This is a genomic window from Nocardia stercoris, assembly GCF_003696265.1.
Lineage (GTDB): Bacteria > Actinomycetota > Actinomycetes > Mycobacteriales > Mycobacteriaceae > Nocardia > Nocardia stercoris.
This window is the reverse complement of record NZ_RFFH01000025.1, coordinates 36672-60175: the sequence shown is the minus strand read 5'-3', so window position 1 is coordinate 60175 and position 23504 is coordinate 36672. Positions and strand designations below refer to the sequence as shown.

Annotated in this window: 18 protein-coding genes; 11 read left to right on the top strand and 7 right to left on the bottom strand. The window is 69.3% G+C overall.

From position 1 onward, the window contains the following. Nucleotides 1-97 precede the first annotated feature (97 nt). Nucleotides 98-1507, bottom strand: coding sequence for a MocR-like pyridoxine biosynthesis transcription factor PdxR (pdxR, locus tag EBN03_RS31625; protein ID WP_122191838.1), 1410 nt, complete (start codon nt 1505-1507; stop codon nt 98-100). A gap of 34 nt (nt 1508-1541) precedes the next feature. Between pdxR and EBN03_RS31620 the strand changes: the two genes are divergently transcribed. Next, a complete protein-coding gene (locus EBN03_RS31620; RefSeq protein WP_122191837.1) occupies nt 1542-2234 on the top strand; it encodes a pyridoxamine 5'-phosphate oxidase family protein in 693 nt (230 codons plus the stop codon). 12 nt (nt 2235-2246) lie between these two features. On the opposite strand, the gene pgi is transcribed toward EBN03_RS31620, so the two are convergent. Beyond that, nucleotides 2247-3884, bottom strand: a complete 1638-nt coding sequence (pgi, locus tag EBN03_RS31615; RefSeq protein WP_122191836.1) for a glucose-6-phosphate isomerase — start codon at nt 3882-3884, stop codon at nt 2247-2249. A 250-nt stretch (nt 3885-4134) separates the two neighbouring features. Here pgi and EBN03_RS31610 point away from each other — a divergent pair, with 250 nt between their 5' ends. Continuing rightward, complete coding sequence (locus tag EBN03_RS31610; RefSeq protein WP_122191835.1) at nt 4135-5586, top strand: NAD-dependent succinate-semialdehyde dehydrogenase; 1452 nt, start codon at nt 4135-4137, stop codon at nt 5584-5586. Between the two features lie 151 nt (nt 5587-5737). Here the strand turns inward: EBN03_RS31610 and EBN03_RS31605 are convergent, their stop codons facing one another. Continuing rightward, nucleotides 5738-6031, bottom strand: a complete 294-nt coding sequence (locus tag EBN03_RS31605) for a chorismate mutase (RefSeq protein ID WP_122191834.1) — start codon at nt 6029-6031, stop codon at nt 5738-5740. A gap of 158 nt (nt 6032-6189) precedes the next feature. Here EBN03_RS31605 and pcrA point away from each other — a divergent pair, with 158 nt between their 5' ends. Then, the gene (pcrA, locus tag EBN03_RS31600) at nt 6190-8712 is read left to right on the top strand and encodes a DNA helicase PcrA (RefSeq protein ID WP_122191848.1); all 2523 of its coding nucleotides are present in this window, start codon (nt 6190-6192) and stop codon (nt 8710-8712) included. Nucleotides 8713-8750: 38 nt separating this feature from the next. Here pcrA and EBN03_RS31595 read toward each other — a convergent pair whose 3' ends face one another. Together EBN03_RS31595 and EBN03_RS31590 are read right to left on the bottom strand one after the other, a co-directional pair. Next, nucleotides 8751-10010, bottom strand: a complete 1260-nt coding sequence (locus EBN03_RS31595; protein WP_122191833.1) for a hypothetical protein — start codon at nt 10008-10010, stop codon at nt 8751-8753. A 68-nt stretch (nt 10011-10078) separates the two neighbouring features. Continuing rightward, complete coding sequence (locus tag EBN03_RS31590; protein WP_122191832.1) at nt 10079-10588, bottom strand: winged helix-turn-helix transcriptional regulator; 510 nt, start codon at nt 10586-10588, stop codon at nt 10079-10081. Nucleotides 10589-10742: 154 nt separating this feature from the next. Between EBN03_RS31590 and EBN03_RS31585 the strand changes: the two genes are divergently transcribed. Continuing rightward, nucleotides 10743-12131: an MFS transporter gene (locus tag EBN03_RS31585; protein ID WP_122191831.1), complete on the top strand. Its 1389-nt coding sequence runs from the start codon at nt 10743-10745 to the stop codon at nt 12129-12131. 21 nt (nt 12132-12152) lie between these two features. Here the strand turns inward: EBN03_RS31585 and EBN03_RS31580 are convergent, their stop codons facing one another. Continuing rightward, the gene (locus tag EBN03_RS31580) at nt 12153-13427 is read right to left on the bottom strand and encodes a M23 family metallopeptidase (protein ID WP_233608768.1); all 1275 of its coding nucleotides are present in this window, start codon (nt 13425-13427) and stop codon (nt 12153-12155) included. A gap of 530 nt (nt 13428-13957) precedes the next feature. Between EBN03_RS31580 and sucC the strand changes: the two genes are divergently transcribed. The 3 genes from sucC (at nt 13958) to EBN03_RS31565 (ending at nt 17576) form a co-directional block, all read left to right on the top strand. Continuing rightward, nucleotides 13958-15124: an ADP-forming succinate--CoA ligase subunit beta gene (sucC, locus tag EBN03_RS31575; protein WP_122191830.1), complete on the top strand. Its 1167-nt coding sequence runs from the start codon at nt 13958-13960 to the stop codon at nt 15122-15124. 14 nt (nt 15125-15138) lie between these two features. After that, on the top strand, nt 15139-16053 hold the full coding sequence (gene sucD / locus EBN03_RS31570) for a succinate--CoA ligase subunit alpha (RefSeq protein WP_122191829.1): 915 nt from the start codon (nt 15139-15141) through the stop codon (nt 16051-16053). 464 nt (nt 16054-16517) lie between these two features. Beyond that, nucleotides 16518-17576 carry a DUF5336 domain-containing protein gene (locus tag EBN03_RS31565; RefSeq protein ID WP_122191828.1) on the top strand — a complete coding sequence of 353 codons (1059 nt, stop codon included), beginning with the start codon at nt 16518-16520 and terminating at the stop codon, nt 17574-17576. A 122-nt stretch (nt 17577-17698) separates the two neighbouring features. Here the strand turns inward: EBN03_RS31565 and EBN03_RS31560 are convergent, their stop codons facing one another. Beyond that, a complete protein-coding gene (locus EBN03_RS31560; RefSeq protein WP_122191827.1) occupies nt 17699-18271 on the bottom strand; it encodes a TetR/AcrR family transcriptional regulator in 573 nt (190 codons plus the stop codon). Between the two features lie 40 nt (nt 18272-18311). On the opposite strand from EBN03_RS31560, the gene EBN03_RS31555 reads away from it, so the two are divergent. From EBN03_RS31555 to EBN03_RS31540, 4 genes are all read left to right on the top strand, one after another. Beyond that, nucleotides 18312-19553 carry a KasA/KasB family beta-ketoacyl-ACP synthase gene (locus EBN03_RS31555; protein WP_122191826.1) on the top strand — a complete coding sequence of 414 codons (1242 nt, stop codon included), beginning with the start codon at nt 18312-18314 and terminating at the stop codon, nt 19551-19553. An 83-nt stretch (nt 19554-19636) separates the two neighbouring features. After that, nucleotides 19637-20578 carry an RNA polymerase sigma-70 factor gene (locus tag EBN03_RS31550; RefSeq protein ID WP_122191825.1) on the top strand — a complete coding sequence of 314 codons (942 nt, stop codon included), beginning with the start codon at nt 19637-19639 and terminating at the stop codon, nt 20576-20578. Nucleotides 20579-20660: 82 nt separating this feature from the next. Next, nucleotides 20661-21866 carry an NAD(P)/FAD-dependent oxidoreductase gene (locus EBN03_RS31545; RefSeq protein WP_122191824.1) on the top strand — a complete coding sequence of 402 codons (1206 nt, stop codon included), beginning with the start codon at nt 20661-20663 and terminating at the stop codon, nt 21864-21866. A 524-nt stretch (nt 21867-22390) separates the two neighbouring features. After that, complete coding sequence (locus EBN03_RS31540) at nt 22391-23137, top strand: hypothetical protein (RefSeq protein ID WP_122191823.1); 747 nt, start codon at nt 22391-22393, stop codon at nt 23135-23137. Nucleotides 23138-23504: the final 367 nt, after the last annotated feature.

Below are 23504 nucleotides of genomic sequence, written 5' to 3'. Positions count from 1 at the left end.
AGCGCGATCCCGTCCCGCCCGACACCGTGTGCTCGCTCACGCACCCGCCGGTCAGGCGATACCCACGCAGCCGCTGTTGGATACGCAGCGGTGCCGTTCAGACTCCTGCCAAGCAGTCGGCGGTGACGGCGGCGGCGGGGCCCAGGTCCGCGTGCGCGGGTGTGGCGTAACCGATCGCGATGCCGAACGTGGACGGGGTGCCGATGTGGTGGCGGGCCAGCCCGTCGAGGTGGATGCCGCGGGAGCGGGCGGATTCGATGGCGCGTTGCTCGGCGGCCGGGGAGGGGAGAGGCACGACCAGGTGGGAGCCGGCGTGGTCGCCCTGGACCGGGAGGTGGCGGCGGCGCAGTTCGGTGACGACGGTGGCGCGGCGGTCGGCCATGCCGCGGCGCAGGCGGCGCAGGTGGCGGGACAGATCGCCGCCGCGGGACAGTTCGACGACAACCTGTTGACCGGCGGGGGCGGGCAGCGTGCCGGTCGTTTCGCGGTGCGCCACAACGGCATCGGTGATCGCGGGCGCGGCGACCAGCCAGCCGACGCCGAGGGTGGTGCTGAGGATCTTGGAGGTGGTTCCGAGGTGGACGACCAGGTCGGGGGCGAGCGTGGCGAGCAGTGGCAGTGGGGCGGTGTCGTAGCGGAGCTCGCCGTCGTAGTCGTCCTCGACGATCAGCGCGCCGGTGCGGCGCGCGAAATCGATCAGCTCGATCCGGCGGGCCGCCGGCATCCGGCAGCCGAGTGGGAACTGGTGTGCCGGAGTGCAATACACGGCCCGGACGTCGGGCGGAATGCGGTCGACGCGTAGGCCCTGTTCGTCGACCGGCACGGGGACGACCCGCATCCCGGCCGCGCGGAACGCTCCCACCGCACGCTGGTAGCCGGGGTTCTCGATCGCCACCCGGTCGCCGGGGCGCAGCAGCGCCGCGGCGAGTTCACCTGCGGCGCTGCTGGTTCCGCTGGTGGCGAGAACGGTGTGGTTCGCGGCGCTCAGGCCACGGTGCCGCAGCAGATGCTCGGCGACGGCCGCCAGGTAGGCGGGTTCACCGCGGCGTTCCTTGTACACCAACGGCATTCGGTGCCCGGCCGCGCGCCAAGCGCGCCGCCACGCCGCCGGGTCCAGCAGTTCGACGCAGGGGGTGCCGGAGCGCAGGTCCACCAGATCGCCGGTCCGGGTGGCCGGTCCGGTGTCGGCCGGCTGCGGGGGAGCGGCGGTAGGCGCCGCGGCCAGATAGGTGCCCGAGCCCGTTCGGCCGCTCACCCAGCCCTCCGCGTGCAACTGGTCGTAGGCGGCGGTCACGACGGTCCGGCTGACGCCGAGCCGGGTGGCCAGTGTCCGCGAGGACGGCAGGCGCTCGCCGACCCGGATCCGGCCGGAGACCGCGGCGTCGCGCAGTTCGGCCGCGACCTGGGCGGCGAGCGGCACCGCCAGCGTGCGGTCGACGGTCAGGGGCAGTTCGGCCCAGCGGTCGGTCACGAAATTGGCCTTCCGGAATTGATCAGAATTGGCCATTCCAGAATGCCACTTGCTCGGACAGGCTGGAGACATGAGCGTCACCGAGCCCACCCGCACCGCCCTGTCCCCGACCCCGCGCAGCACTCTCACCCGGTCGAAGGCCCGCGGCACGGCCGACCGCGCCGCCCTCGACGCGGTTCTGGACGCGGGCCTGGTCTGCCACCTCGGCGTACTGTCGCACGGCGCTCCGGTCGTCGTCCCGACCACCTACGGCCGCGACGGCGACACCCTGTACCTGCACGGTTCCACCGGCGCCGGCAACCTGCGCGCCGCCGTGGGCGCGGACGTCTCGGTCACCGTCACCCATCTCGACGGCCTGGTCTACGCCCGGTCCGCCATGCACTTCTCGATGAACTTCCGCTCGGCGGTGATCCACGGCCGCCCGATCGAGATCACCGACCCGGCCGAGCGCGTCCGCGCCCTGCGGACCGTCGTGGAGCACGTCGCCCCCGGCGCCTGGGACACCGTCCGGCCTCCGAACCCGAAGGAACTGGCCGCCACCATGGTCCTCGCCCTGGACCTCACCGAGGCGTCGGTGAAGATCCGCACCGGCGGCCCCGACGACGACCCCGCAGACCTGACCGGCGACGCCTGGGCGGGCGTGCTCCCCATCCGCCAGGTCTTCGACGCACCGATCCCGGCCGCCGACCTGGGCCCTGGGATCGAGGCTCCCGCTCACGTATCGGCCCGAGTCGCCCGAACCGAGGTCGCTGCGGTCCAGTGAGCCGGAACCCGTTCAGCGGTGGCTGCGGTACCAGTCGACGAGGGTGCCGGTAGACGAATCGAGTTCGTGGGGAACGGATTCCGTACCGGTCAGGATCGGGGCCAGCGCCAGAGCCTGTTGCTTGCCGAGTTCGACGCCCCACTGGTCGAAGCTGTCGATGCCCCAGATCACGCCCTCGACGAAGACCTGGTGTTCGTAGAGGGCGATGAGCTGGCCGATCGTGCCGGGGGTCAGCATGGGGGCGAAAATTGTTGTGCTGGGGCGGTTTCCGGGCATCACTTTGTGTGGGACCACGGCGGGGTCGGTGCCTTCGGCGCGGATCTCGTCGGCGGTCTTGCCGAAGGCAAGCACCTCGGACTGGGCCAGCAGGTTGCTGATCAGCAGGTCGTGCATGCTGCCTGTGCCGTCGATGGTGGGCAGATCCCCGGTGGGACGGGCGAATCCGATGAAGTCGGCCGGGATCAGGCGCGTGCCCTGGTGCAGCAGTTGGTAGAACGCGTGCTGGCCGTTGGTTCCGGGTTCGCCCCAGAAGATCTCGCCGGTCGACGTGGTGACCGGGGTGCCGTCGGCGCGCACCGACTTGCCGTTCGATTCCATGGTGAGCTGCTGCAGATAGGCCGGAAAACGGGCCAGGTCATTGGAATACGGCAGTACCGCGCGGGACTGGGCGCCGAAGAAGTTCGAATACCACACGCCCAGCAGGCCGAGCAGCACCGGCGCGTTCTCCGCCAGCGGTGCGGTCGCGAAATGCCGGTCCATGCTGTGCATTCCGGCCAGGAACTCGTCGAACCGGGTGCGGCCGATCACGGCCATCACCGACAGCCCGATCGCCGAGTCGACCGAATACCGGCCGCCGACCCAGTCCCAGAAGCCGAACATGTGGTTGGTGTCGATACCGAAGGCCTCGACCCGTTCGGCGTTCGTGGACACCGCGACGAAGTGCTTGGCCACCGCGTCCTCGCCCAGCGCGGCCACCAGCCAGCGCCGGGCGGCGGTGGCGTTGGTCAGCGTCTCCAGGGTCGAAAAGGTCTTGGACGCAACGATGAACAGCGTCCTGGCCGGGTCCAGTCCGGTGAGCTTCGCGATCAGATCCGCCGGATCGATATTGGACACGAAGCGCGCGGAGATGCCGGCGTCGGCGTAGTGGCGCAGGGCGCGGGTCACCATGTCGGGGCCCAGATCCGAACCGCCGATACCGATGTTCACCACGGTGGTGATCCGCTCGCCGGTCGCGCCGCGCCATTCCCCGGAACGGAGCTTGTCGGTGAAATCGCCCATCCGGTCGAGGACTTCGTGCACCTCGGCGACCGCGTCCGCGCCGTCGATCGTGGCGGCGGCGTCGCGGGGGAGCCGCAACGCGACATGGCCGACCGCCCGGTTCTCGGACGTATTGATGTGCGCGCCTTCGAACATGGCGTCGCGCCGCTGCGGCACACCGGCGGCTTCCGCCAATTCAACCAGCAGATCGAGAGTTTCGGCGGTGACCCGGTGCTTGCTGTAGTCGATGTACAGCTCGGCCGCGGTCAGGGTCAGCTCCCGCCCACGGGCCGGATCCGCCGCGAACAGTTCGCGCAACGTCCGGCCGGCGATCGCCGCATGATGATCCTGCAGTTTCCGCCAGGCCGTCGTCGCGGTGATGTCGCTGCTCACGTGCCGAAGATTCCCTTCCAGTCGACGGCCCCGCGGGTGTGCCGGGCGGTGCGGCGGCGGCCGAACCCGGTGAATCGGCGCCCGGCCGAAGACTACCCGCGCGCACTGCCGCTACTCCGCAATCGGCGCAGATGTCATCTGCTCGTAAGAGAATCGCCGGATTGCCCGGTGCGACTGTGCGTGCGCGCGGCCCCGACGCTCGGGCCCGCGATTCGTGGCCGCGCCGATGCTCAGACCCTACGCTGGGCTCATGGCGCGCGAAACCGAACTTCTGCAATCCATTCCCACCGGTCTGTGGATCGGCGGCCAGGTCGACGCGACCGGCGGTGGCACGTTCCCGGTCGAGAACCCGGCCACCGGCGCCACGATCGCGCAGGTCGCGGACGGTACCCCGGAGGACGCGCTGCGCGCGCTCGACCTGGCCGCCGCCGCGCAGGCCGGCTGGGCTGCCACGTCGGCGCGCGAACGCGCCGAGGTGCTGCGCGCGGTGTACGAGGCGATCCTCGCGCGAAGCGAGGACCTCGCCCTGCTCATGACCTTGGAGATGGGCAAGGCGCTGCCGGAGAGCCGCAACGAGGTCCGCTACGGCGCCGAGTTCTTCCGCTGGTTCGGTGAGGAGGCGGTGCGGGTGCACGGCCGGTACCAGACCGCGCCCGGCGGAACCGGCCGGATCCTGGTCCACCGGCAGCCGGTCGGGCCCTGCCTGGCGATCACGCCGTGGAACTTCCCGCTCGCGATGGGCACCCGCAAGATCGGCCCGGCGCTGGCGGCCGGCTGCACCATGATCGTCAAGCCGGCGTCGGCGACCCCGCTCACCATGCTGTTGCTCGCGCAGCTGTGCCACGAGGCCGGACTGCCCGCCGGCGTGCTGTCGGTGATCACGTCCAGTCACTCGGGGGCGGTCACCGCGCCGCTGCTGAGCGACCCGCGGCTGCGGAAACTGACCTTCACCGGGTCCACCGCGGTCGGAAAGAAGCTGGTCGGCGAGTCGGCGCACGGGCTGCTGCGCACCTCGATGGAACTCGGCGGCAACGCGCCGTTCGTGGTGTTCGACGACGCCGACATCGATGCCGCGGTGGCGGGTGCGGTGCTGGCCAAGCTGCGCAACGGCGGTGAGGCGTGCACGGCGGCCAACCGCTTCCACGTGCACAACAGCGTGCGCGCGGAGTTCACCGACAAGCTGGTCGCCGCGATGGCCGAATACCGGGTCGGGCCGGGCACCGACCCGGAGACCACGCTCGGGCCGCTGATCAACCAGGACCAGCTCGACACCGTCGCGAGCCTGGTCGACGACGCGGTCGCCCTGGGCGCCGAGGTGCGTCTCGGCGGGAAGGCCCTGCCCGGACCGGGGTACTACTACCCGGCGACGGTCCTGGCCGACGTGCCCGCACAGGCGCGCATCCTGCGTGAGGAGGTGTTCGGCCCGGTCGCGCCGATCGTCGGCTTCGACACCGAGGCCGAGGGGCTGGCCGCCGCCAACAACACCGAGTACGGGCTGATCGCCTACATCTACACCCGGGACCTGGACCGGGCGCTGCGCGTGTCGGAGGCGCTGGAGACCGGCATGGTCGGGGTGAACCGGGGTGTGATCTCCGACCCGGCCGCGCCCTTCGGTGGCGTCAAGGAGTCGGGCTTCGGCCGCGAGGGCGGGTTCGAGGGCATCGAAGAGTACTTGAACACCAAGTACATCGGCCTGGCTTGACGGCCACGAAGGCTGCTGGAAACGAGACAACTGATTTCGTGCGGGCCGGGTAACTCACCGGGTACGCCCGAAATCGCCGTGCCTTCGGGCGGCCGCCGAGCGTGCTCACTCCGACGGCACCCGAGCCGCGCCAAAAAACTCGGGGAGGCGGCTAATGCCCGAGGCGGCCGCGGCCGAGGCGCAGCAGCAGCATGGCGAGGGTGTGGCCTTCCTGGCCGAGTTCGCTGAAGCGTTCCAGCACCTTCATCTCGCGCGAGTGCACGAGCTTGGTGCCACCGTTGGCCATGCGGGTGCGGCCGATGATCCGGGAGACCTCGGTGCGGCGCTTGATGGCGGCCAGGATCTCGGCATCCAGGCGGTCGATCTCCTTGCGGAGTTCGTCGATCTCGGCCGCGCTGCTGGGCGCGCCGGGATCGGAGCCGGGTGCTGTCATAGAGGTGCTCATAACTGTTTCTCCTGGTACCGGCGGTTGCCGCTCGTACAAGTCTGCCATCCGCGCGGGAGCCGAGCAAAATGCTCCCCCGGGCCCCGGGCCTTGACACAAACCTTGTCGGTGCCCAGCGGTAGCGTGGGTGGGCGATGGAGACGACCTTGGCTGACACGATGCGTACGCCCGACCGATCGGCCGGGGAAGGATCTGCCTCAGGTGACCGGATCGCACCGGTCGACCGCAGTGCCGAGCGCGCGGCCCGGGCCGCGGAACGCGCGGCCGAGCGGGCCGAGCAGGTGGCCCGGCTGCTCGAGGGGCTGAACCCGCAGCAGCGTGCGGCGGTCGAGCACAGCGGTACCCCGCTGCTGATCGTGGCCGGGGCCGGCTCCGGCAAGACGGCCGTGTTGACCAGGCGCATCGCCTACCTGCTGGCCGAGCGCGGGGTCACGCCCGGGCAGATCCTCGCCATCACGTTCACCAACAAGGCCGCCGCCGAGATGCGGGAGCGGGTCGCCGGTCTGGTCGGTCCGCGGGCTGCCGTCATGTGGGTGTCGACCTTCCACTCCAGCTGTGTGCGCATCCTGCGGGCCCAGGCCGACCTGCTGGCGCAGGCCAACGTCCGCTACACCGGTTCGGCGCGGATGATGAACTCGAACTTCTCCATCTACGACGCCGACGATCAGCGTCGCCTGCTCGGCATGATCGTGCGCGACTTCGACATCGATCCGAAGAAGTACACGTCGCGGCTGCTCGCCACCGCCATCTCCAATCTGAAGAACGAGCTGATCGACCCCGAGCAGGCCGCGGCCGACGCGGCCGACGCCGCCGACGGTGAGCTGCCCCGGCTGGTGGCGCGGGTGTACGACGAATATCAGCGCCGGTTGCGCGCGGCCAATGCCCTCGACTTCGACGACCTGATCGGCGAGACGGTCGGTCTGTTGCAACGCTTCCCGCAGGTGGGTGAGTACTACCGGCGCCGGTTCCGGCACATCCTGGTCGACGAGTACCAGGACACCAATCACGCGCAGTACGTGCTGGTCCGGGAGCTGGTCGGGCACGCCGGTGACGAGGTCGAGCCCAGCGAACTGTGTGTGGTGGGTGACGCCGACCAGTCGATCTACGCCTTCCGTGGCGCCACCATCCGCAATATCGAGGAGTTCGAGCGCGACTTCCCGGATGCGGAAACCATTCTGCTGGAACAGAATTACCGTTCCACCCAGCGCATCCTGTCCGCGGCGAACGCGGTCATCTCGCGGAACGAGAACCGGCGCGACAAGAAACTGTGGACCGACTCCGGCGAGGGTGATCTGATCGTCGGCTACGTGGCCGACAACGAGCACGACGAGGCGCAGTTCGTGGCCCGCGAGATCGACCGGCTGGTCGACACGGGCGAGTACAACTACTCCGACGTCGCCGTCTTCTACCGCACCAACAACAACTCGCGGGCGCTGGAAGAGATCTTCATCCGAATGGGCTTGCCGTACAAGGTGGTCGGCGGGGTCCGCTTCTACGAGCGCAAGGAAGTCCGCGACATCGTCGCCTACCTGCGCGTGCTGGAGAACCCGGACGACGCGGTCAGCTTGCGGCGCATCCTGAACACGCCGCGGCGCGGCATCGGTGACCGTGCCGAGGCGTGCGTGGCGGTGCACGCCGAGCAGCGTGGCATCGGTTTCGCGGCCGCGCTCGAGGACGCGGCGGCCGGCGAGGTGGCGCTGCTGAACACACGCTCACAGCGCGCGATCGCCGGATTCCTGGAGTTGATGGCCGAGATCCGGGCCGCGGGTGTGCAGGAGGACCTGGACTTCCCCGACGTCGGCAATGTCGTCGAAGCGGTGCTGGATCGGACCGGCTACCGCGCCGAACTGGCCGCCTCCGACGATCCGCAGGACGGCGCCCGGCTCGACAACCTCAACGAATTGGTCAGCGTGGCACGGGAATTCAGTTCCGAGGCGCGAAACAACCTGGAGGCCGCGCGCGCCGAGGGCCTGGTGCCGGAAGCCGCTGAGGGCGAACCGGATCCGGGCTCGCTGGCGGCGTTCCTGGAGCGTGTGTCGCTGGTCGCCGACACCGACCAGATCCCGGACGAGGGTTCCGGCGTGGTCACCATGATGACGCTGCACACCGCGAAGGGCCTGGAGTTCCCGGTCGTGTTCGTCACCGGCTGGGAGGACGGCCAGTTCCCGCACATGCGGTCGCTGGGCGATCCCACTCAGCTGTCGGAGGAACGCCGCCTCGCGTACGTGGGCATCACCCGCGCCCGACGCAAGCTGTACCTGACCCGCGCGGTGGTCCGCTCCGGCTGGGGCCAGCCCACCTCCAACCCGGAATCCCGCTTCCTACAGGAGATCCCGGGCCACCTCATGGACTGGCAGCGCCTGGAACCGGCGGTCCGCCCGGTGACCCGGCGCGGCGGTGAGAGCTTCGGCGAACGCGACTGGACCCGCGGCTGGGACAACCACTCCGGCCCTCGCCCCGGCCTGTCCGACCGCCCGGCCCCCGGCCGCTCCGCCCCGAAGCGCAACAACACGGGTCTCGTTCTGGCCGTGGGTGATCGAGTCAGCGACGACAAGTACGGGCTGGGGCGCGTGATCGCCGCCGAAGGGTCGGGGCCGACCGCCTCGGTGCTCATCGACTTCGGTTCCGCGGGCAAGATCCGGTTGATTCCGTCCTTCAGCCGGACACTGACAAAGCTGTAGGCGCCGTGTACGGCCCGCGCCGCGGACCACGGCAACCGTCAGTCTGCCGGACCGGAGCGGCCGTGATACCGGCGTGTGACGGCCTTGCGGAGCGGGGAGTAGTCGACGGCGAACAGTCCCCAGACACCGGCCAGCGGGACGATCGTGGTGACGATGTGCAGGGAGGAGAAGCCGACCTGAGCGAGCGCGGGCACCAAGGCCGCGACGCTCGCCGCCGCGGAAACGGCGAACAATCCTTGGAATCGGCGTAATTCGATCTCGCCGCGATAATCGCCGAGTTGGCGGGAATAGCTTTCCAGGGCGCGAAGCCGTGCCTGTGCGGTTTCGTGATGCTTGCTGACCTCGAAGTGAGCTTCGAGATTCACGGCCACCCGGAGCATTGCCGGATCCTTGAGCATCACGTTGAGGTTGCGTGTTTCCGCCAGATACGCTGCGGCCAGCGCCAATTGGCTGGCCGACAGGATGTGCCGGTCCGGGTGCCGCCATCCGGCGCGCAGTTGCGGGTCGGTCACCTCGTGCGCGTTGATCCACATTTGGCAGGCATACCAGTGGGTGTGGACGAGATTCAGCAAGCCGAGCACGGACGCGGTGTCGTAGTCGGAGTCGAGTTCCAGCGCGCGGATCACGGTCGACCAGCCGGAGCTGGCCACCTCGACGGTGCCGGCGCGGAAGAACTCGGCAACGGCGTCTTCGCTCGCGTCGCCACTGTCGGACAGCCAGAGTAGTTGCTGTGCGGTCGTATCCGTGATGTTCGGCCGGTCGACGATCCAGCAGATGCGGAAGTCGTGGAATGCGTAGAGGAAGTGGCGTGGCTCGACGAATCGGGCGACCGCGGCGCGCAGTTCGGTGATGATGCCCGTGTGCAAGTCGAGTTCGGTACCGGGTTCGATCGCGACGTGACCGGCCAGGCTGGTGCCGAGGGCACCCATCTCGGTCAGATAGGGGATGTAGTCCCGATTCTTCCAGTCGATGATGTCGTCGTAGGCGGGCAGCGGGTCGATCACCGGCTCGTCCGGCGACAGCCGGTAATCGATCGACGCGATGCCCAGCCACGGGAACAGCTGCAGCTGGCGGGTGTAGTGCCAGCCGATTCCACCGAGGTCGACCTCGCCACCGGGCAGCGTGTGCCGGATGATCGGCGCGTGGCCGGCGAGATAGGAGAGGTTCCAGCTGCGTAGCAGGGCCGGATCAGGCGTCGGTGGACCGTGCAGCCGGGTGAGTACCCCCTCCAGCGCCTCCGCGTCGCGAATCTGTCCGCCCAGATCGTATTTGAACGTCAGAAACAGCGAAAACCCCACCTGCCCAACGGTACTCGGATGGTACCCGGTCGACAGTCGGCCGTGGGCTCACCGGATCGGTTCGAGCTTCACCGGTGATTGTGGGTGAGCCACTCCGGAGTCGCGGCGCTCGCGTGGACGGCGTCGCGGTCGGTGAGATCGATGTCCACGTCGCAGTGCGGGCAGCGGGGGACTACCGCGATGTCGTGGCCGCAGGTGTGGGTGAAGGCGACCGGTGGTTCGTCGACCACCCAGCGGTCGCCCCAGGCGCGGACCGCGTTGAGCAGCGGGAGCAGGTCGCGGCCGGCTTCGGTGAGGCGGTATTCGTAGCGCGGGGGGTGCTCGGAGTAGGGCTCGCGGTAGACGATGCCGTTGGCTTCCATGCTGCGCAGGCGGGCGGTGAGTACGTCGCGGGGGGCTCCGGTGGCGGACGCGATCCGGCCGAAGCGGGTGTTGCCCAGGCTGATCTCGCGGACCGCCAGCAGGGTCCAGCGTTCGCCGATCAGGGTCAGCGCGCTCGCGATCGAGCAGGGGCGGCCCGGTACCTCGGCGGCAGCGCGGCGCGTGGGGGACGCGGTGGTCGGCGATTCTGCGGCCATACCTATAGGTTGCCATATCCAACTCACTACCCCTACCATCCGAAGCGAGTTTGAACTTCAAACTCACTTCGACGTATCAGGGAGAACACATGAGCAGGGCTCGGAGCGCGGCGCTATCGACCGCGAATTGTGATGCGCGGGAAAGGGATCCGAGATGACCAGCGGAACCGCGGCGCAGCGGGCCGCCACCACGACGCCCACTCGGTTCGGCGTCGTCTTCGCCCTCGTCGCGGCCGGGGTGGCCATGGCCAATCTCGACCTCTTCGTGGTCAACGTGGCCGTCCCCGACATCGCGCGACACGTGCCCGGGGCGAACCTTTCGAACACCTCCTGGGTGCTGAACGGCTACACCGTCGTCTTCGCCGGGATGCTGGTCCCGATGGGCACGCTGGCCGACCGCATCGGCGCCCGGCGGGCGTACCTGGCGGGCGTCGCGGTATTCACCCTCGCGTCCCTGGCCTGCGCGATGGCACCGAACCTGTGGCTGCTCGTCGCGGCCCGGGTCGTCCAGGCCGTCGGATCGGCACTGCTGACGCCCTCGTCGCTGGGGCTGTTGCTCGCGGCCGCGGCACCGCAGCAGCGGCCCGCCGCGATCCGGAACTGGGCGGCCCTGAGCGCCCTGGCCGCGGCCGTCGGACCGGCGATCGGCGGTGCGCTCACCGAAATCGACTGGCGCTGGATCTTCGTGATCAACATTCCGGTCGGCATCTGCGTGGTCGGATTCGGGCTCCTCGCCCTGCGGCCGAGTCCGCGTGGTGCCGCCGGTGGGCGCATCGACCTGCTCGGGTCGGCCCTGCTGATCGCGGGCTGCGTCGGTGTCGTACTTGCGTTGGTGCGCGGAAACCCTTGGGGCTGGCTGTCTTTCCCGGTGCTCGCCCTGCTGATCACGTCGGCCGCCCTGCTGAGCCTCGCCGTGGTCCGCGCGGACCGGCACGACCACCCGGCGCTGCCGATCGAGCTGTTCCGGCTGCCGGGCATGCCGGGCGCCTTGGTCGCCAACGCCCTGTTCGCGGTGGCCTTCGGGGCCATGCTGCTGGCAATTCCGCTGTGGTGTCAGCAGAGTTGGGGCTGGTCCGCGATGCGGACCGGGTTCGCGTTCGCGCCCGGCCCGCTGATGGTTCCGGTGCTGACCCGTCCGGCGGGCGCCCTGGTGCAACGGCTCGGACCTGGCCGGACGGCGGCACTGGGCGCGACGATCTTCGCCGCCGGCGCGCTCTGGTGGATCGTCGCCGTCGATCAGCGGCCCGACTACACCACCCTGCTGCCGGGCTTGCTCCTCACCGGAGTCGGTGTCTGCCTGGTACTTCCGACACTCATCGGCTACGGCCTGCACGCGGTCCCGCCGCAGAATTTCTCGGCCGGTTCGGCCTTGATCACCATGGTCCGCCAGGCCGGCCTGGTGATCGGGGTCGCGGGCCTGATCGCGGTCACCGACGGCGACCTGCACACCTTCACCCGCAGTGGGGAATTCGTGCTCGGCGCCGCACTCGTCAGCCTGGCCGGCTGCCTACCGATCGCGCTGAAGCGCGGCCCCCGCACGTAATCGGGCGGGTCGCGGTTTCCGCTAGTCGCCCTGGGGCCCCAGGGCGATGCCGCGGGAGGCCAGCCACGGCTGCGGGTCGATGCGGTCGGTGCCGTTCAACCACACCTCGAAGTGGCAGTGCGGCCCGGTGGAGAAGCCACGGTTACCGACGGTGGCGATCTGGTCGCCGGCCATGACGTGGTCACCGACCGAGACGGTCGTGGTGTCGACGTGGCCGTACACGGTGACCGTGCCGTCGGCGTGCTTCAACCGGACCCACATGCCGAAGCCGTCGGCCGGACCGGCGTCGATCACGGTGCCGTCCTCGACGGCGTAGATCGGGGTGCCGATCGGGGCGGCGATGTCCACGCCGGGATGCATTGCGCCCCAGCGGCTTCCGTAGCCCGACGTGTAGGTGCCGTTGGCGAACTTGGAGTACAGCGGCCGGAACTTGGCGTCGACGGCGGCCTGCAGGTCGTTGGCGAACTTCTCGCCGTGCTGCAGGATGTCCTGGAACTGGCTGAGGTCGCCGACCGGCGCGGCGTTGAGGATCTGCGGCGCCGCGGGGCTGCTGGCGCCCGGTTCGGGCGCGGGATCGCCGACCACGCTGCTGGCGCCGGTGAGGCTCACCGTCTGCGCGGCGAGCTGCTGGTGCATGGCGGCGTCGGCCTCGGCGGTGTTGTGCTTGGCCCCGGCGACCTGGCTGCCGGCCTGGCCGGCGGCGACGACCGCACCAGCGGCCATGGCGACGACGGCGGCACGGCCCTTCAGCGCGGCGGGCGGTGCGGGCAGGCGGTGCGCGCCGCCCGAGCGGCGTTCGGTGTCCGGCTCGCCGGCGGGTTCGGCGCTGCGTTCGACGGGCAGCCGGGCGATGGTGAGCGCGGAAGCGGCTGCGGCGGAACGGGATCCACGGCGCGCCGGGCGGTCGGCCGCGGGGGTCTCGCCCTCGGCGGCGGAACTCGCGAATCCGGCCGCCTTGCCGCGGGATTCGCGGCGGGACCGGCGGGTTTCCAAGCGGGCCAGGTTGACCGGTTCCTCGACCGGGGCGGCGTACTCGTCGTACATGGGCTCGGTGTAGGCGACCTGTTCGGGCGCGGACCAGTCGAGATTCGGCTGCTGCCAACCGGATCCGGGCGCGGGTGGGGTGGCCTGGAACGCACCGGAGTCGAACGCGGATCCCGCCGCCCAGGGCTCGGCGGCCTGCCAGGCCGCGGCGGTCTGCTGCCACCGCCCGGTATCGAACTCGGGCTGCGGCTGTGCGAGGGTGGAGCGGTAGCGCGGCTGGTGCGATCCGCGCTGGGTGAAACCGTCGTTCATCGGAGGTCTTCCGCCTGGTGGAACAGAGTTGACCGGCGGAACGCGGGACGGCTCGAAACCTGTGGAGCGCTGTGCTGCCTCAAGCGTGCCGTCCTCCTCCGTCGTCGTGCGTGCCCTGGATCATGGTGGTCGGGTGTAACCGCGCTGTGACATTCGACTGCACCGACGGTAACGAACCGATTGCAACGCGGCAAGCGATCCCGGAGATCTCGAGCACATGTGAGCTTGATCACGGTAACAGATCGGAATACCTCACCGTGGAGTGGGGTCTTTGGTGCGATTTTCCAACGACAACTTGTAGTACTCGAGGCGGCGTGCGGCCCTACCTGGCCGGAATCTCGCAGCTACTCGTCAGTAGCCTTGGCCAGGCGTTTTACCGCCCCCGGAAGAACCTTCGTGACCTGCGCCACTTAGTCTGGATGCGGCTGATTTCGTCCCTCCGCGACTGTTTAGAGTCCGATCGACCCGCCCCGAACGACGGGCCGCCCACAAAGACGTTGTTACAGCAACGCAGACGAGACGGTGAGTACATGGATCTCTTCGAATATCAGGCGAAGGAGCTCTTCGTGAAGCACGGAGTGCCCTCGTCGGAAGGTCGGGTCACCGACTCGGCCGAGGAAGCCCGGGCGATCGCTACCGAAATCGGTAAGCCCGTGATGATCAAGTCGCAGGTCAAGGTCGGAGGCCGTGGTAAGGCCGGTGGCGTGAAGTACGCCGCCACCCCCGACGACGCCTACGAGCACGCGAAGAACATCCTGGGCCTCGACATCAAGGGCCACATCACCAAGAAGATCCTGGTCGCCGAGGCCAAGGACATCGCGGCCGAGTACTACATCTCGTTCCTGCTCGACCGCTCCAACCGCACCTACATGGCCATGTGCTCGGTCGAGGGCGGCATGGAGATCGAAGAGGTCGCGGTCCAGAAGCCCGAGATGCTCGCCAAGATCCCGGTCGACGCCGTCAAGGGCGTGGACCTCGCGTTCGCCCGCTCGATCGCCGAGCAGGGCCACCTCCCGGCCGACATCCTCGACGCCGCCGCGGTCACCATCCAGAAGCTGTGGGAGACCTTCATCGGCGAGGACGCCACGCTGGTCGAGGTCAACCCGCTGGTCCGCACCCCGGACAACGAGATCCTCGCCCTCGACGGCAAGGTGACCCTGGACGAGAACGCCGAGTTCCGCCACCCGCAGCACCTCGAGTTCGCCGACATCGACGCGACCGACCCGCTCGAGCTCAAGGCCAAGGAGCACGACCTCAACTACGTCAAGCTCGACGGTGAGGTCGGCATCATCGGTAACGGTGCCGGTCTGGTCATGTCGACCCTGGACGTCGTCGCCTACGCGGGCGAGAACCACGGCGGCGTGAAGCCGGCCAACTTCCTCGACATCGGCGGTGGCGCCTCGGCCACCGTGATGGCCAACGGCCTCAACGTCATTCTGGGCGACGCCCAGGTCAAGAGCGTGTTCGTCAACGTCTTCGGTGGCATCACCTCCTGCGACGCCGTCGCGAACGGCATCGTGAAGGCCCTGGAGATCCTGGGCGACGGGGCGACCAAGCCCCTGGTGGTCCGCCTCGACGGCAACAACGTCGAGCTCGGCCGCAAGATCCTCGCCGATGCCAACCACCCGCTGGTGACCATCGCGCAGACCATGGACGAAGGCGCCGACAAGGCTGCCGAACTGGCTGCGGCCAAGTAAGGAACGCGAAGAACATGTCCATCTTCCTGAACAAGGACAACAAGGTCATCGTCCAGGGCATCACCGGCGGCGAGGGCACCAAGCACACCGCGCTGATGCTGAAGGCCGGCACCAACGTCGTCGGTGGTGTCAACGCCCGCAAGGCCGGCACCACCGTGTCGCACGTCGACAAGGACGGCAACCCGGTCGAGCTGCCCGTGTTCGCGTCCGTGGCCGAGGCCATGGAGAAGACCGGCGCCGACACCTCGATCGCCTTTGTGCCCCCGGCCTTCTCGAAGGACGCCATCATCGAGGCCATCGACGCGGAGATCCCGCTGCTCGTGGTCATCACCGAGGGCATCCCGGTGCAGGACTCCGCGTACGCGTGGGCCTACAACGTCGAGAAGGGTGAGAAGACCCGGATCATCGGCCCGAACTGTCCCGGCATCATCACCCCGGGTGAGGCGCTGGTCGGCATCACGCCGAACAACATCACCGGCAAGGGCCCGGTCGGCCTGGTGTCGAAGTCGGGCACCCTGACCTACCAGATGATGTACGAGCTGCGGGACTTCGGCTTCTCCACCGCGATCGGCATCGGTGGTGACCCGATCATCGGCACCACCCACATCGACGCCATCGAGGCGTTCGAGAAGGACCCGGAGACCAAGATCATCGTCATGATCGGCGAGATCGGTGGCGACGCCGAGGAGCGGGCCGCGGCCTACATCAAGGCCAACGTCACCAAGCCGGTCGTCGGCTACGTCGCCGGTTTCACCGCGCCCGAGGGCAAGACCATGGGCCACGCCGGTGCCATCGTCTCCAGCGGCGCGGGCACCGCGCAGGGCAAGAAGGAGGCCCTCGAGGCCGCCGGCGTGAAGGTCGGCAAGACGCCGTCCGAGACCGCCGCCCTGGCGCGCGAGATCCTGGAGAAGGCTTCCATCACCGCCTGATCGGTCAGGGTCCGCAGGCGGCAGCGCAGTGTAACCACGGAGGACCTCCGAGCAGGCGCTGTGTTGCAGTCTGATCGGACTCCTGAAGGCCGCCTTTCCGATTCGGGAAGGCGGCCTTCGTGTGTCATGGCGTCAGTCGGCCGCTGTCACTGCGGGGTCATCCGCGGTGGCGGCGGGAGCAGATCGCACCAGCCCATCGCGCGTACCCAATCGCAGAACATCTGTACCGGATCCATCGTGTACCTCCCTGTTCGCCGACCGGTCGCACGGCCGGTCGCGGCTCGGAAGCGGCGGCTGCCCGGCGGTCCCGGAATTTCCGCCTCCGCTCACATCACGGTGCGGTGCGTTTACCGGTTCACGCGGGGGTGAATGTGGTAGTGCGACTTCTGCGCTGGCCGTGACCGCGAATGCCGGGTGCAGTAGCGTCGAAGACGAGACGACGAAGGACTCGAGAAGGAGACGACATGTCCTACCCGACCGGGGGCTCCGGGTACGGTGCGCCTGCCCAGACACCCGCTGCCGCGTCCGGCTACGGCCAGTCCGGCCCCGCGTCCGCGGCTCCGGCCGCCGCGAAGGGCCTGCCGTACTTCCTGACCATCGGCGTGGCCGCACTGGGCGTGCTGAACTTTCTGCTCGGGTTCACGCCCTACCACCAGTTCAGTGCGGGCGGCCTGAAGGCCACCGAAACCACGTTCAACTTCTTCGAATCCGGTTCGGGTGACCTGCTCGCGCTGCTGCTGGCCGGTGGCGTGCTGGCCGGTCTGAGCCTGCTACCCAAGCAGAACTGGATCCCGGTCGCGTTCGCCGTCTCCGTCGTGTCGTTCCTGGCCCTGCTGTTCCAGGCCTTCGACACCGGCAGCGGTGTCGAACTCGCCTGGGGTGCCTGGGTGGTGCTGTTCCTGTCGCTGATGCAGGCCGCGGCGGCCGCCGGCGCGACCCTGTTCGAGGTGGGCCTGATCGGTGGTTCGGCCGGTGGCGCGTCCACCGCGTTCGCGGGCTTCGGTCAGAGCGCGCCGCAGCAGCCCTCCCCGGCCGGGTACCAGCAGGCCGCCGCGCCGGCGCAGCCCGCGGCCGGTTACGGCCAGTACGGCCAGCAGGGCTACGGCCAGCCCCCGGCCCAGCCGCAGTACGGCCAGCAGCCCGCGCAGCCGTCCGCCTACGGCCAGTACGGTCAGCAGCAGCCGGGCTACGGCCAGCAGCCGGGCCAGCCCCAGTACGGCCAGCCGGGCTACGGTCAGGCGTCCTACGGCCAGCCGGCCGCCCCGACCACCGTCCAGCCGGGCAGCGCGCCGTCGGGCGCCGCGAGCAGCGCTTCCCCCTACGCCGCCACCCAGATGGCCCGCCCGGCGACGCCCGCGCAGCCGTCCGAGACGGAGGCCACCCAGCACATCGGCGGTTCGAACTCCGGCCAGCAGTACGGCTCGCTGAACTTCGGCTCCAACCCGTTCGGCACCGAGGCCACCGCCGACCCGGCCGCCGAGTCGACCACCCAGTTCCGCCCGGGCGTCGACGACGCGAAGTAAGCACCGATCGGCTTCCACTGCCGACCGATCGCAGCCACCCTGCGACCGGTCGGCAGTGTCGTATCCGGCGAACGTAACCCGGCCGCTCGCTCGTACGGCCTGTTGTCGAGATCCGGGCAGTCTCAGGCGGGCGACGGCGGCAGTATCCGGTCGACCAGCTGCTGTGCCGCCGCGGCGACCCGCTCGCTGTCGCCGGTGATCAGCTGATCCTGGATGAGGCCGCGGACACCCGAAATGAGCAGCGTGGCAGTCGCTTCCGGATCGGAGATCGGTGGTTCCAGGCGCTGCAGGACGCCGGTCATCGCGTCGACGAGGACCCGCACCGCGCGGTAGGCGTACGGCCGGAACGGGCTGTCGGTCACGGTTGCCGCGCCGATGACCTGCATCAGCACCCGGGTGCTCGTGACGACGGGAACGCCGGTCTGATCGGAGCCGACCGCCAGCAGCCGGGCGCGCAGTTCGGCCACGGTCGTCACTTCGGCGAACATCGCCGCCACGTCGGGCCGTTGCGTTTCCAGCGCCGCGATCAGCATCTGTTCCTTGGTGCCGAAGTAGTGGATCAGCATCCGGGAGCTGGTGCCCAGGTACGCGGCGAGCGGCCGAAGCGACAGTTCGGCGAGACCGTAGGTGGCGATGTAGTCGACGACTCCGGCCAGTAGTTCGACGCGCCGCTGTTCGTCGGGTGGGCGAGGCATTCCTTGACTGTAACGGATGGTACAGGTATCCATGGGAGCCATGACTGTAGCGACCGATACACAAATGCGGGATGTCGTCGTCACCGCAACCGCGGCGACCACCGCGCTCGCACCCGACCTGGACGGCACCTGGTCCGCCCTCGTCGCCGGAGAGAGCGGGATCCGTGCCCTCGACGACGATTTCGTGGTCCGCTACAACCTCCCGGTCCGGATCGGCGGCAAGTTGCGGGAACATCCCGCTGCGCACCTGAGCCGGATCGAGCAGCGTCGGCACTCGTATGTCCAGCAGCTCGCGCTGGTTCTGGCGCGGCAGGTCTGGCAGTCGGCCGGTGCGCCCGAGGTGGATCCGCAGCGGCTGGCGGTGAGTATCGGCACCGGCCTCGGCGGCGGCGACGCGCTCGTCTCGGCGCTGGAAGCGCTGAACACCGGTGGGTATCGCACGGTCTCGCCGCTCACGGTCCCGATGGTGATGCCCAACGGCCCCGCTGCCCGGGTGGGACTCGAAATCGGCGCCAAGGCGGGAGTTTTCGCGCCGACCTCGGCCTGCGCCTCGGGCGCCGAGGCAATCGCGCACGCCTGGCGGCTGATTGCCACCGGCGCGGCCGACATCGTGGTCGCCGGCGGCGTCGAAGGCTACATCGAGGCACTGCCGATCGCGGGGTTCGCCATGATGCGCGCGCTGAGTACCCGCAACGACGATCCCCGCGGTGCGTGCCGCCCGTTCGACCGCAACCGGGACGGATTCGTCTTCGGTGAAGCGGGAGCTCTGCTCGTGCTGGAATCGGCCGAATTCGCCGCTGCCCGCGGCGCCCGCGTCCACGGCCGGGTCCTCGGCGCGGGCATCACCTCCGACGGCTACCACATCACCGGAACCGACCCGGACGGTGACGGGTCGGCCCGGGCCATGCGCGCGGCGATCGCCGCCGCGGGACTGACACCGGCCGACATCCAGCACGTGAACGCGCACGCCACCGGCACGCCGGTCGGCGACAGCTCCGAAGCGCGCGCCATCGCGGAGGTGACCCCGCACGCCGCGGTCTATGCCCCGAAGGGCGCGTTGGGCCACTCGGTCGGCGCGGTCGGCGCACTGGAGGCACTGCTCGCGCTGAACGCTCTCCGGGACGGAATCATCCCGCCCACATTGAATTTCGAGCAGCACGACGGTGCCGTGGACATCGACGTGGTGCACGGGACCGCGCGCCGGGAGCCACTGACATACGGCCTGAGCAACTCCTTCGGATTCGGCGGACACAACGTCTCGTTGGCTCTGGGCCGGCCGTGAGCCGTGCATAGATCCCCGCCCGTCGGGGGTGACCGCCGAAACAGGTGATGTTCGCATCGGCGTGGACGTGGTTGACTCGGTCCATGATTCATACGGTCGAGGGCGACGTGTTCGAGGCGGCGCGGCCTCGGCTGGAGGCGATCGCGTACCGGATGCTCGGGTCGGCCAGTGATGCCGAGGACGCGGTGCAGGACACCTACCTGCGGTGGCAGGCGGCGGATCGGGAATATGTCGAGACGCCGGAGGCGTGGCTGACGACCGTGCTCACCAACCTGTGCCGCAATCAGCTCGGTTCGGCGCGGGCGCGGCGCGAGACCTACGTGGGGTATTGGCTGCCCGAGCCGGTGTTCGCGGGCGACTCGATGCTGGGTCCGGCCGATACCGCCGAGCAGCGGGAGTCGGTGTCGCTGGCGATGTTGACGCTGATGGAACGGCTTTCGCCGAACGAGCGGGTGGTGTACGTGCTGCGGGAGGCGTTCGGGTATCAGCACGCCGAGATCGCCGACATGCTCGAACTCACCGAGGCGAACTGTCAGCAGATCTACCGGCGGGCCAAACAGCATGTGGCGTCGGCGCGGACGCGGCAGCAGGTCGACGACGCCGCGGCCCGCCGGATCGTCGAGGAGTTCCTGGCGGCGGCCATGAGCGGGAAGACCGACGATCTCGTCCGGCTGCTCACCGACGACGCGTTCACCGTCGGCGACGGCGGCGGGTACGTGTACACGCGCAAGGAGCCGCTGGTCGGGGCGCTCGTGGTGGCCCGGTTCCTGCGCGGGCTGTTCAAGCCGAGCCAAGCCAAGCGGGACCAGTTCGGTGGTACGCCGGTGCTGTTCGCGTCGATCGTCAACGGTGCGCCGGCGGTGGTGGTGGAGGTGAACGGTCAGCTGGCCGGGGTGATCGTGCTCGACGTGACCACCGACGGTCTCGCCGCGGTGTTCTCGCCGGTCAACCCCGACAAACTGGGACGCGCGGCCCGCGGCTGGGCGGCGCTCGACCACGGGAAACCCGTGCTCGACGCCTGGTGACCCAGATCACACTCGAGATCTGTCAGGGTTTCGTGCCCTGTCCGGTTCAGGTAGCGAACCACACCCGGACAGGAGTGAAACCATGGAGCAGCACAACACTTCCGCACACCGCGTCGTCGTCCTCGGCGCCGGGTACGCCGGTGCCAACGCCGCCGGCCGGCTGGCCCGCCGGGTCCGCCGCGACGAGGTCGAGATCACGGTGGTGAACGCCGACTCGGAGTTCGTGGAGCGGGTGCGCATGCACCAGCTGGCCACCGGGCAGCAGCTGAAGGCCCGCCCGCTGACCGCCGCGTTCGCCGGCACCGGCGTGGTCCTGCGCGCGGCCCGCGTCACCGCGGTCGACGTGGACCGTCGGACCGTGGCGGTCACCGACGACCTAGGCGACCACGAAATCGGTTACGACACACTGATCTACGCACTCGGCAGCACGGTCGCCGACCACGGTGTCCCGGGTGTGCGCGAGTACGCCCAGGAGCTGACCGGCAAGGCGTCCGCCCAGCGACTCGGTGAGCGGCTGCGCGCGCTGCCGGCCGGCGCGACCGTGCTGGTCGCCGGCGGCGGACTGACCGGGATCGAGGCGGCCACCGAAATCGCCGAGGCGCGAACCGATCTCGTGGTCGCGCTCGCGGTGCGGTCGGAACTCGGCGACTGGCTGGGGGAGAAAGCACGCACCCACCTGCGCAAGACCTTCACCCGCCTCGGCATCACCGTCCACGAGCACACCGACATCACCCGGGTCGAATCCGACGGTGTGGTGACCGCGGCCGGCGCCCGGATCGCGGCGGACACCACGGTGTGGACGGCGGGCTTCGCCGTGCACCCGATCGCCGCCGCGACCACGCTCGCGGTCGCCGCGGACGGCCGCATCGAGGTGGACGGCTCGATGCGCTCGGTCTCGCACCCGGACGTGTACGCGGTCGGCGACGCCGCGCTCGCGGAAGGCGCGGGCGGCCGCCCGCTGCGCATGTCCTGCGCCTCGGGCATCCCGATGGCGTGGGCCGCCGCCGACGCTGTCGCCGCCCGCCTCACCGGCCGCGAACCGGAGGTGAAGCCGATCGGCTACACCGTCCAGTGCGTCAGCCTCGGCCGCCACGACGCGATCATCCAGACCGTCACCCCCGACGACCGGGCCAAGCCGGCCGCCCTCATCGGCCGCTCGGCTGCGCGAGTCAAGGAGATGATCTGCTCGGGCGCCGCCTGGTCGGTGAGCCACCCGACCGTGCTGATGCCGACCCGTCGGCGGCGAATCGTGCGGGCGGACAACATGATCGACACCGCAACCGTGTGATCGGAGGCCGACGACCGACCGACGTCCCGTAATCGGTTGCATCTGGTGCGATCCCACTCGCCGACTCCGCCGCCCGACGGGCGGCGGAGTCCTGCCGTGCCTCGAGGACGTCTGTGTCGGCCCGAGCATCCTCCGAACTTCGCCGCCGATCAATATTCGAGCACAACGTATTTCGGCGTGCGTGCCAGGCGATCTGCCGGACCGGGCAACAATTCCGCATTACCGGATTGTGCAATGGCGGTTTGGATCGAGACGCACCGGCGACACGTCGATGTCCAGTGTCGATGGACGTGTGTCCGTTGAAAATCGCCGATTGTGAATGGCAAAGTGACTGGGCTGCAAATATTTTGAGCACATGCCTGGCTACCTACACGAGGGACTGCTGGAGTTGTTCCGAACCGATGTGACGCTCGCCGCATCGCTACTCACCGAGATCTGCGGGCTGACGCTGCCGCCATACGTCGAAGCCGCCACTGAATCATGCGATTTCACCGACAATCGGGCCGAAGGAGTTTCGCGGCGACTTGGCCCTGTGCCTGCGTGATGCCGACGGTAATCCGGTACTCGGTATCTGTCTCGAGGTGCAACTGACGCCAGATGAAAGCAAGCGGTGGAGTTGGCCGGTCTACGCGACGACTTTCCGGGCCCGGCTGCGGTGCCCGGTGGTCCTGCTGGTGGTCGTCCCGGACGACACAACGGCAGCGTGGGCGGCGCAGCCGATCGAAATTGCCACGCCCGGATGCTTCTTGCGGCCGGTGGTCATCGCACCGGCGCAGTTGCCGATGATCTCCGACCGCGCCGAAGCACAGGCAGCCCCGGAACGCGCTGTCTTGTCGGCGATGGCGCACGGCGGCGGGCCGGACCGCAAGCCGGTCCTCGAAGCCCTGCTCGCGGGGCTGATGAAGGCCGACGAAGACCACTCCCGAATGTACTATGACCTGGTCAACGAAGTGTTGCCAAAGGATGCACGCGAACTCTTGGAGGCGTTGATGACTATGACGTACGAGTACCGGAGCCGCATCGCAGGCAAGTACGTAGCCGAGGGCCGGCGGGAAGGCATTCAGGAAGGCATTCGACAGGGCGAGGACTCGGCGCTCGCGAAGTTTTGCGCCGACCTGTCCGAGCGTCTGCTCGCCCTGCTGAATGACCACCGAGTGCCGGTAACTGCCGCGGACCGCGAACGAATCATGCAGTGCCGCGACCATTCCCAGCTCTCGGACTGGCTGATTCGCGCAGTCACCGCGGGATCCTGCGCCGAGATCTTCGAATGACGGCGGTGTCGACTCCCGAGACCGACGAGACCGGCTTCTGGATGACCCGCGAGGCCATCCGGCGCAACGCATGCCGCTGCAGGCCGCGGAACTGCGTCGAATCGTGGAATGCCACGACCTCGCTGAGCTGAGCGAGTGGGTGATTCGTGCCGGGACCGCGGAGTCGGCCGCGGAGCTCTTCGCCGCCTGTCGCTGAGGCGACACCCGACCGCCAGTGGCTCATCCGGCCCGGTCGGCGCGCCTGAAGTGCAAGACTGTCGAGACCTGGCAGGCTGGGGGCGGCCGGTGCTCGGGTGTGTTTCGCACGATTGTCCTGGGGGACCGGTCAATCCATGCACTGGCCGTTCGGGGCGGGCACCGACCGCGG

Coding starts and splice junctions, on each gene's coding strand:
- pdxR (WP_122191838.1), bottom strand. CDS start 1,507: ATGGCCAATTCTGATCAATTCCGGAAGGCCAATTTCGTGACCGACCGC.
- EBN03_RS31620 (WP_122191837.1), top strand. CDS start 1,542: ATGAGCGTCACCGAGCCCACCCGCACCGCCCTGTCCCCGACCCCGCGC.
- EBN03_RS31610 (WP_122191835.1), top strand. CDS start 4,135: ATGGCGCGCGAAACCGAACTTCTGCAATCCATTCCCACCGGTCTGTGG.
- EBN03_RS31605 (WP_122191834.1), bottom strand. CDS start 6,031: ATGAGCACCTCTATGACAGCACCCGGCTCCGATCCCGGCGCGCCCAGC.
- pcrA (WP_122191848.1), top strand. CDS start 6,190: ATGCGTACGCCCGACCGATCGGCCGGGGAAGGATCTGCCTCAGGTGAC.
- EBN03_RS31590 (WP_122191832.1), bottom strand. CDS start 10,588: ATGGCCGCAGAATCGCCGACCACCGCGTCCCCCACGCGCCGCGCTGCC.
- EBN03_RS31585 (WP_122191831.1), top strand. CDS start 10,743: ATGACCAGCGGAACCGCGGCGCAGCGGGCCGCCACCACGACGCCCACT.
- EBN03_RS31580 (WP_233608768.1), bottom strand. CDS start 13,427: ATGAACGACGGTTTCACCCAGCGCGGATCGCACCAGCCGCGCTACCGC.
- sucC (WP_122191830.1), top strand. CDS start 13,958: ATGGATCTCTTCGAATATCAGGCGAAGGAGCTCTTCGTGAAGCACGGA.
- sucD (WP_122191829.1), top strand. CDS start 15,139: ATGTCCATCTTCCTGAACAAGGACAACAAGGTCATCGTCCAGGGCATC.
- EBN03_RS31565 (WP_122191828.1), top strand. CDS start 16,518: ATGTCCTACCCGACCGGGGGCTCCGGGTACGGTGCGCCTGCCCAGACA.
- EBN03_RS31560 (WP_122191827.1), bottom strand. CDS start 18,271: ATGCCTCGCCCACCCGACGAACAGCGGCGCGTCGAACTACTGGCCGGA.
- EBN03_RS31555 (WP_122191826.1), top strand. CDS start 18,312: ATGACTGTAGCGACCGATACACAAATGCGGGATGTCGTCGTCACCGCA.
- EBN03_RS31550 (WP_122191825.1), top strand. CDS start 19,637: ATGATTCATACGGTCGAGGGCGACGTGTTCGAGGCGGCGCGGCCTCGG.
- EBN03_RS31545 (WP_122191824.1), top strand. CDS start 20,661: ATGGAGCAGCACAACACTTCCGCACACCGCGTCGTCGTCCTCGGCGCC.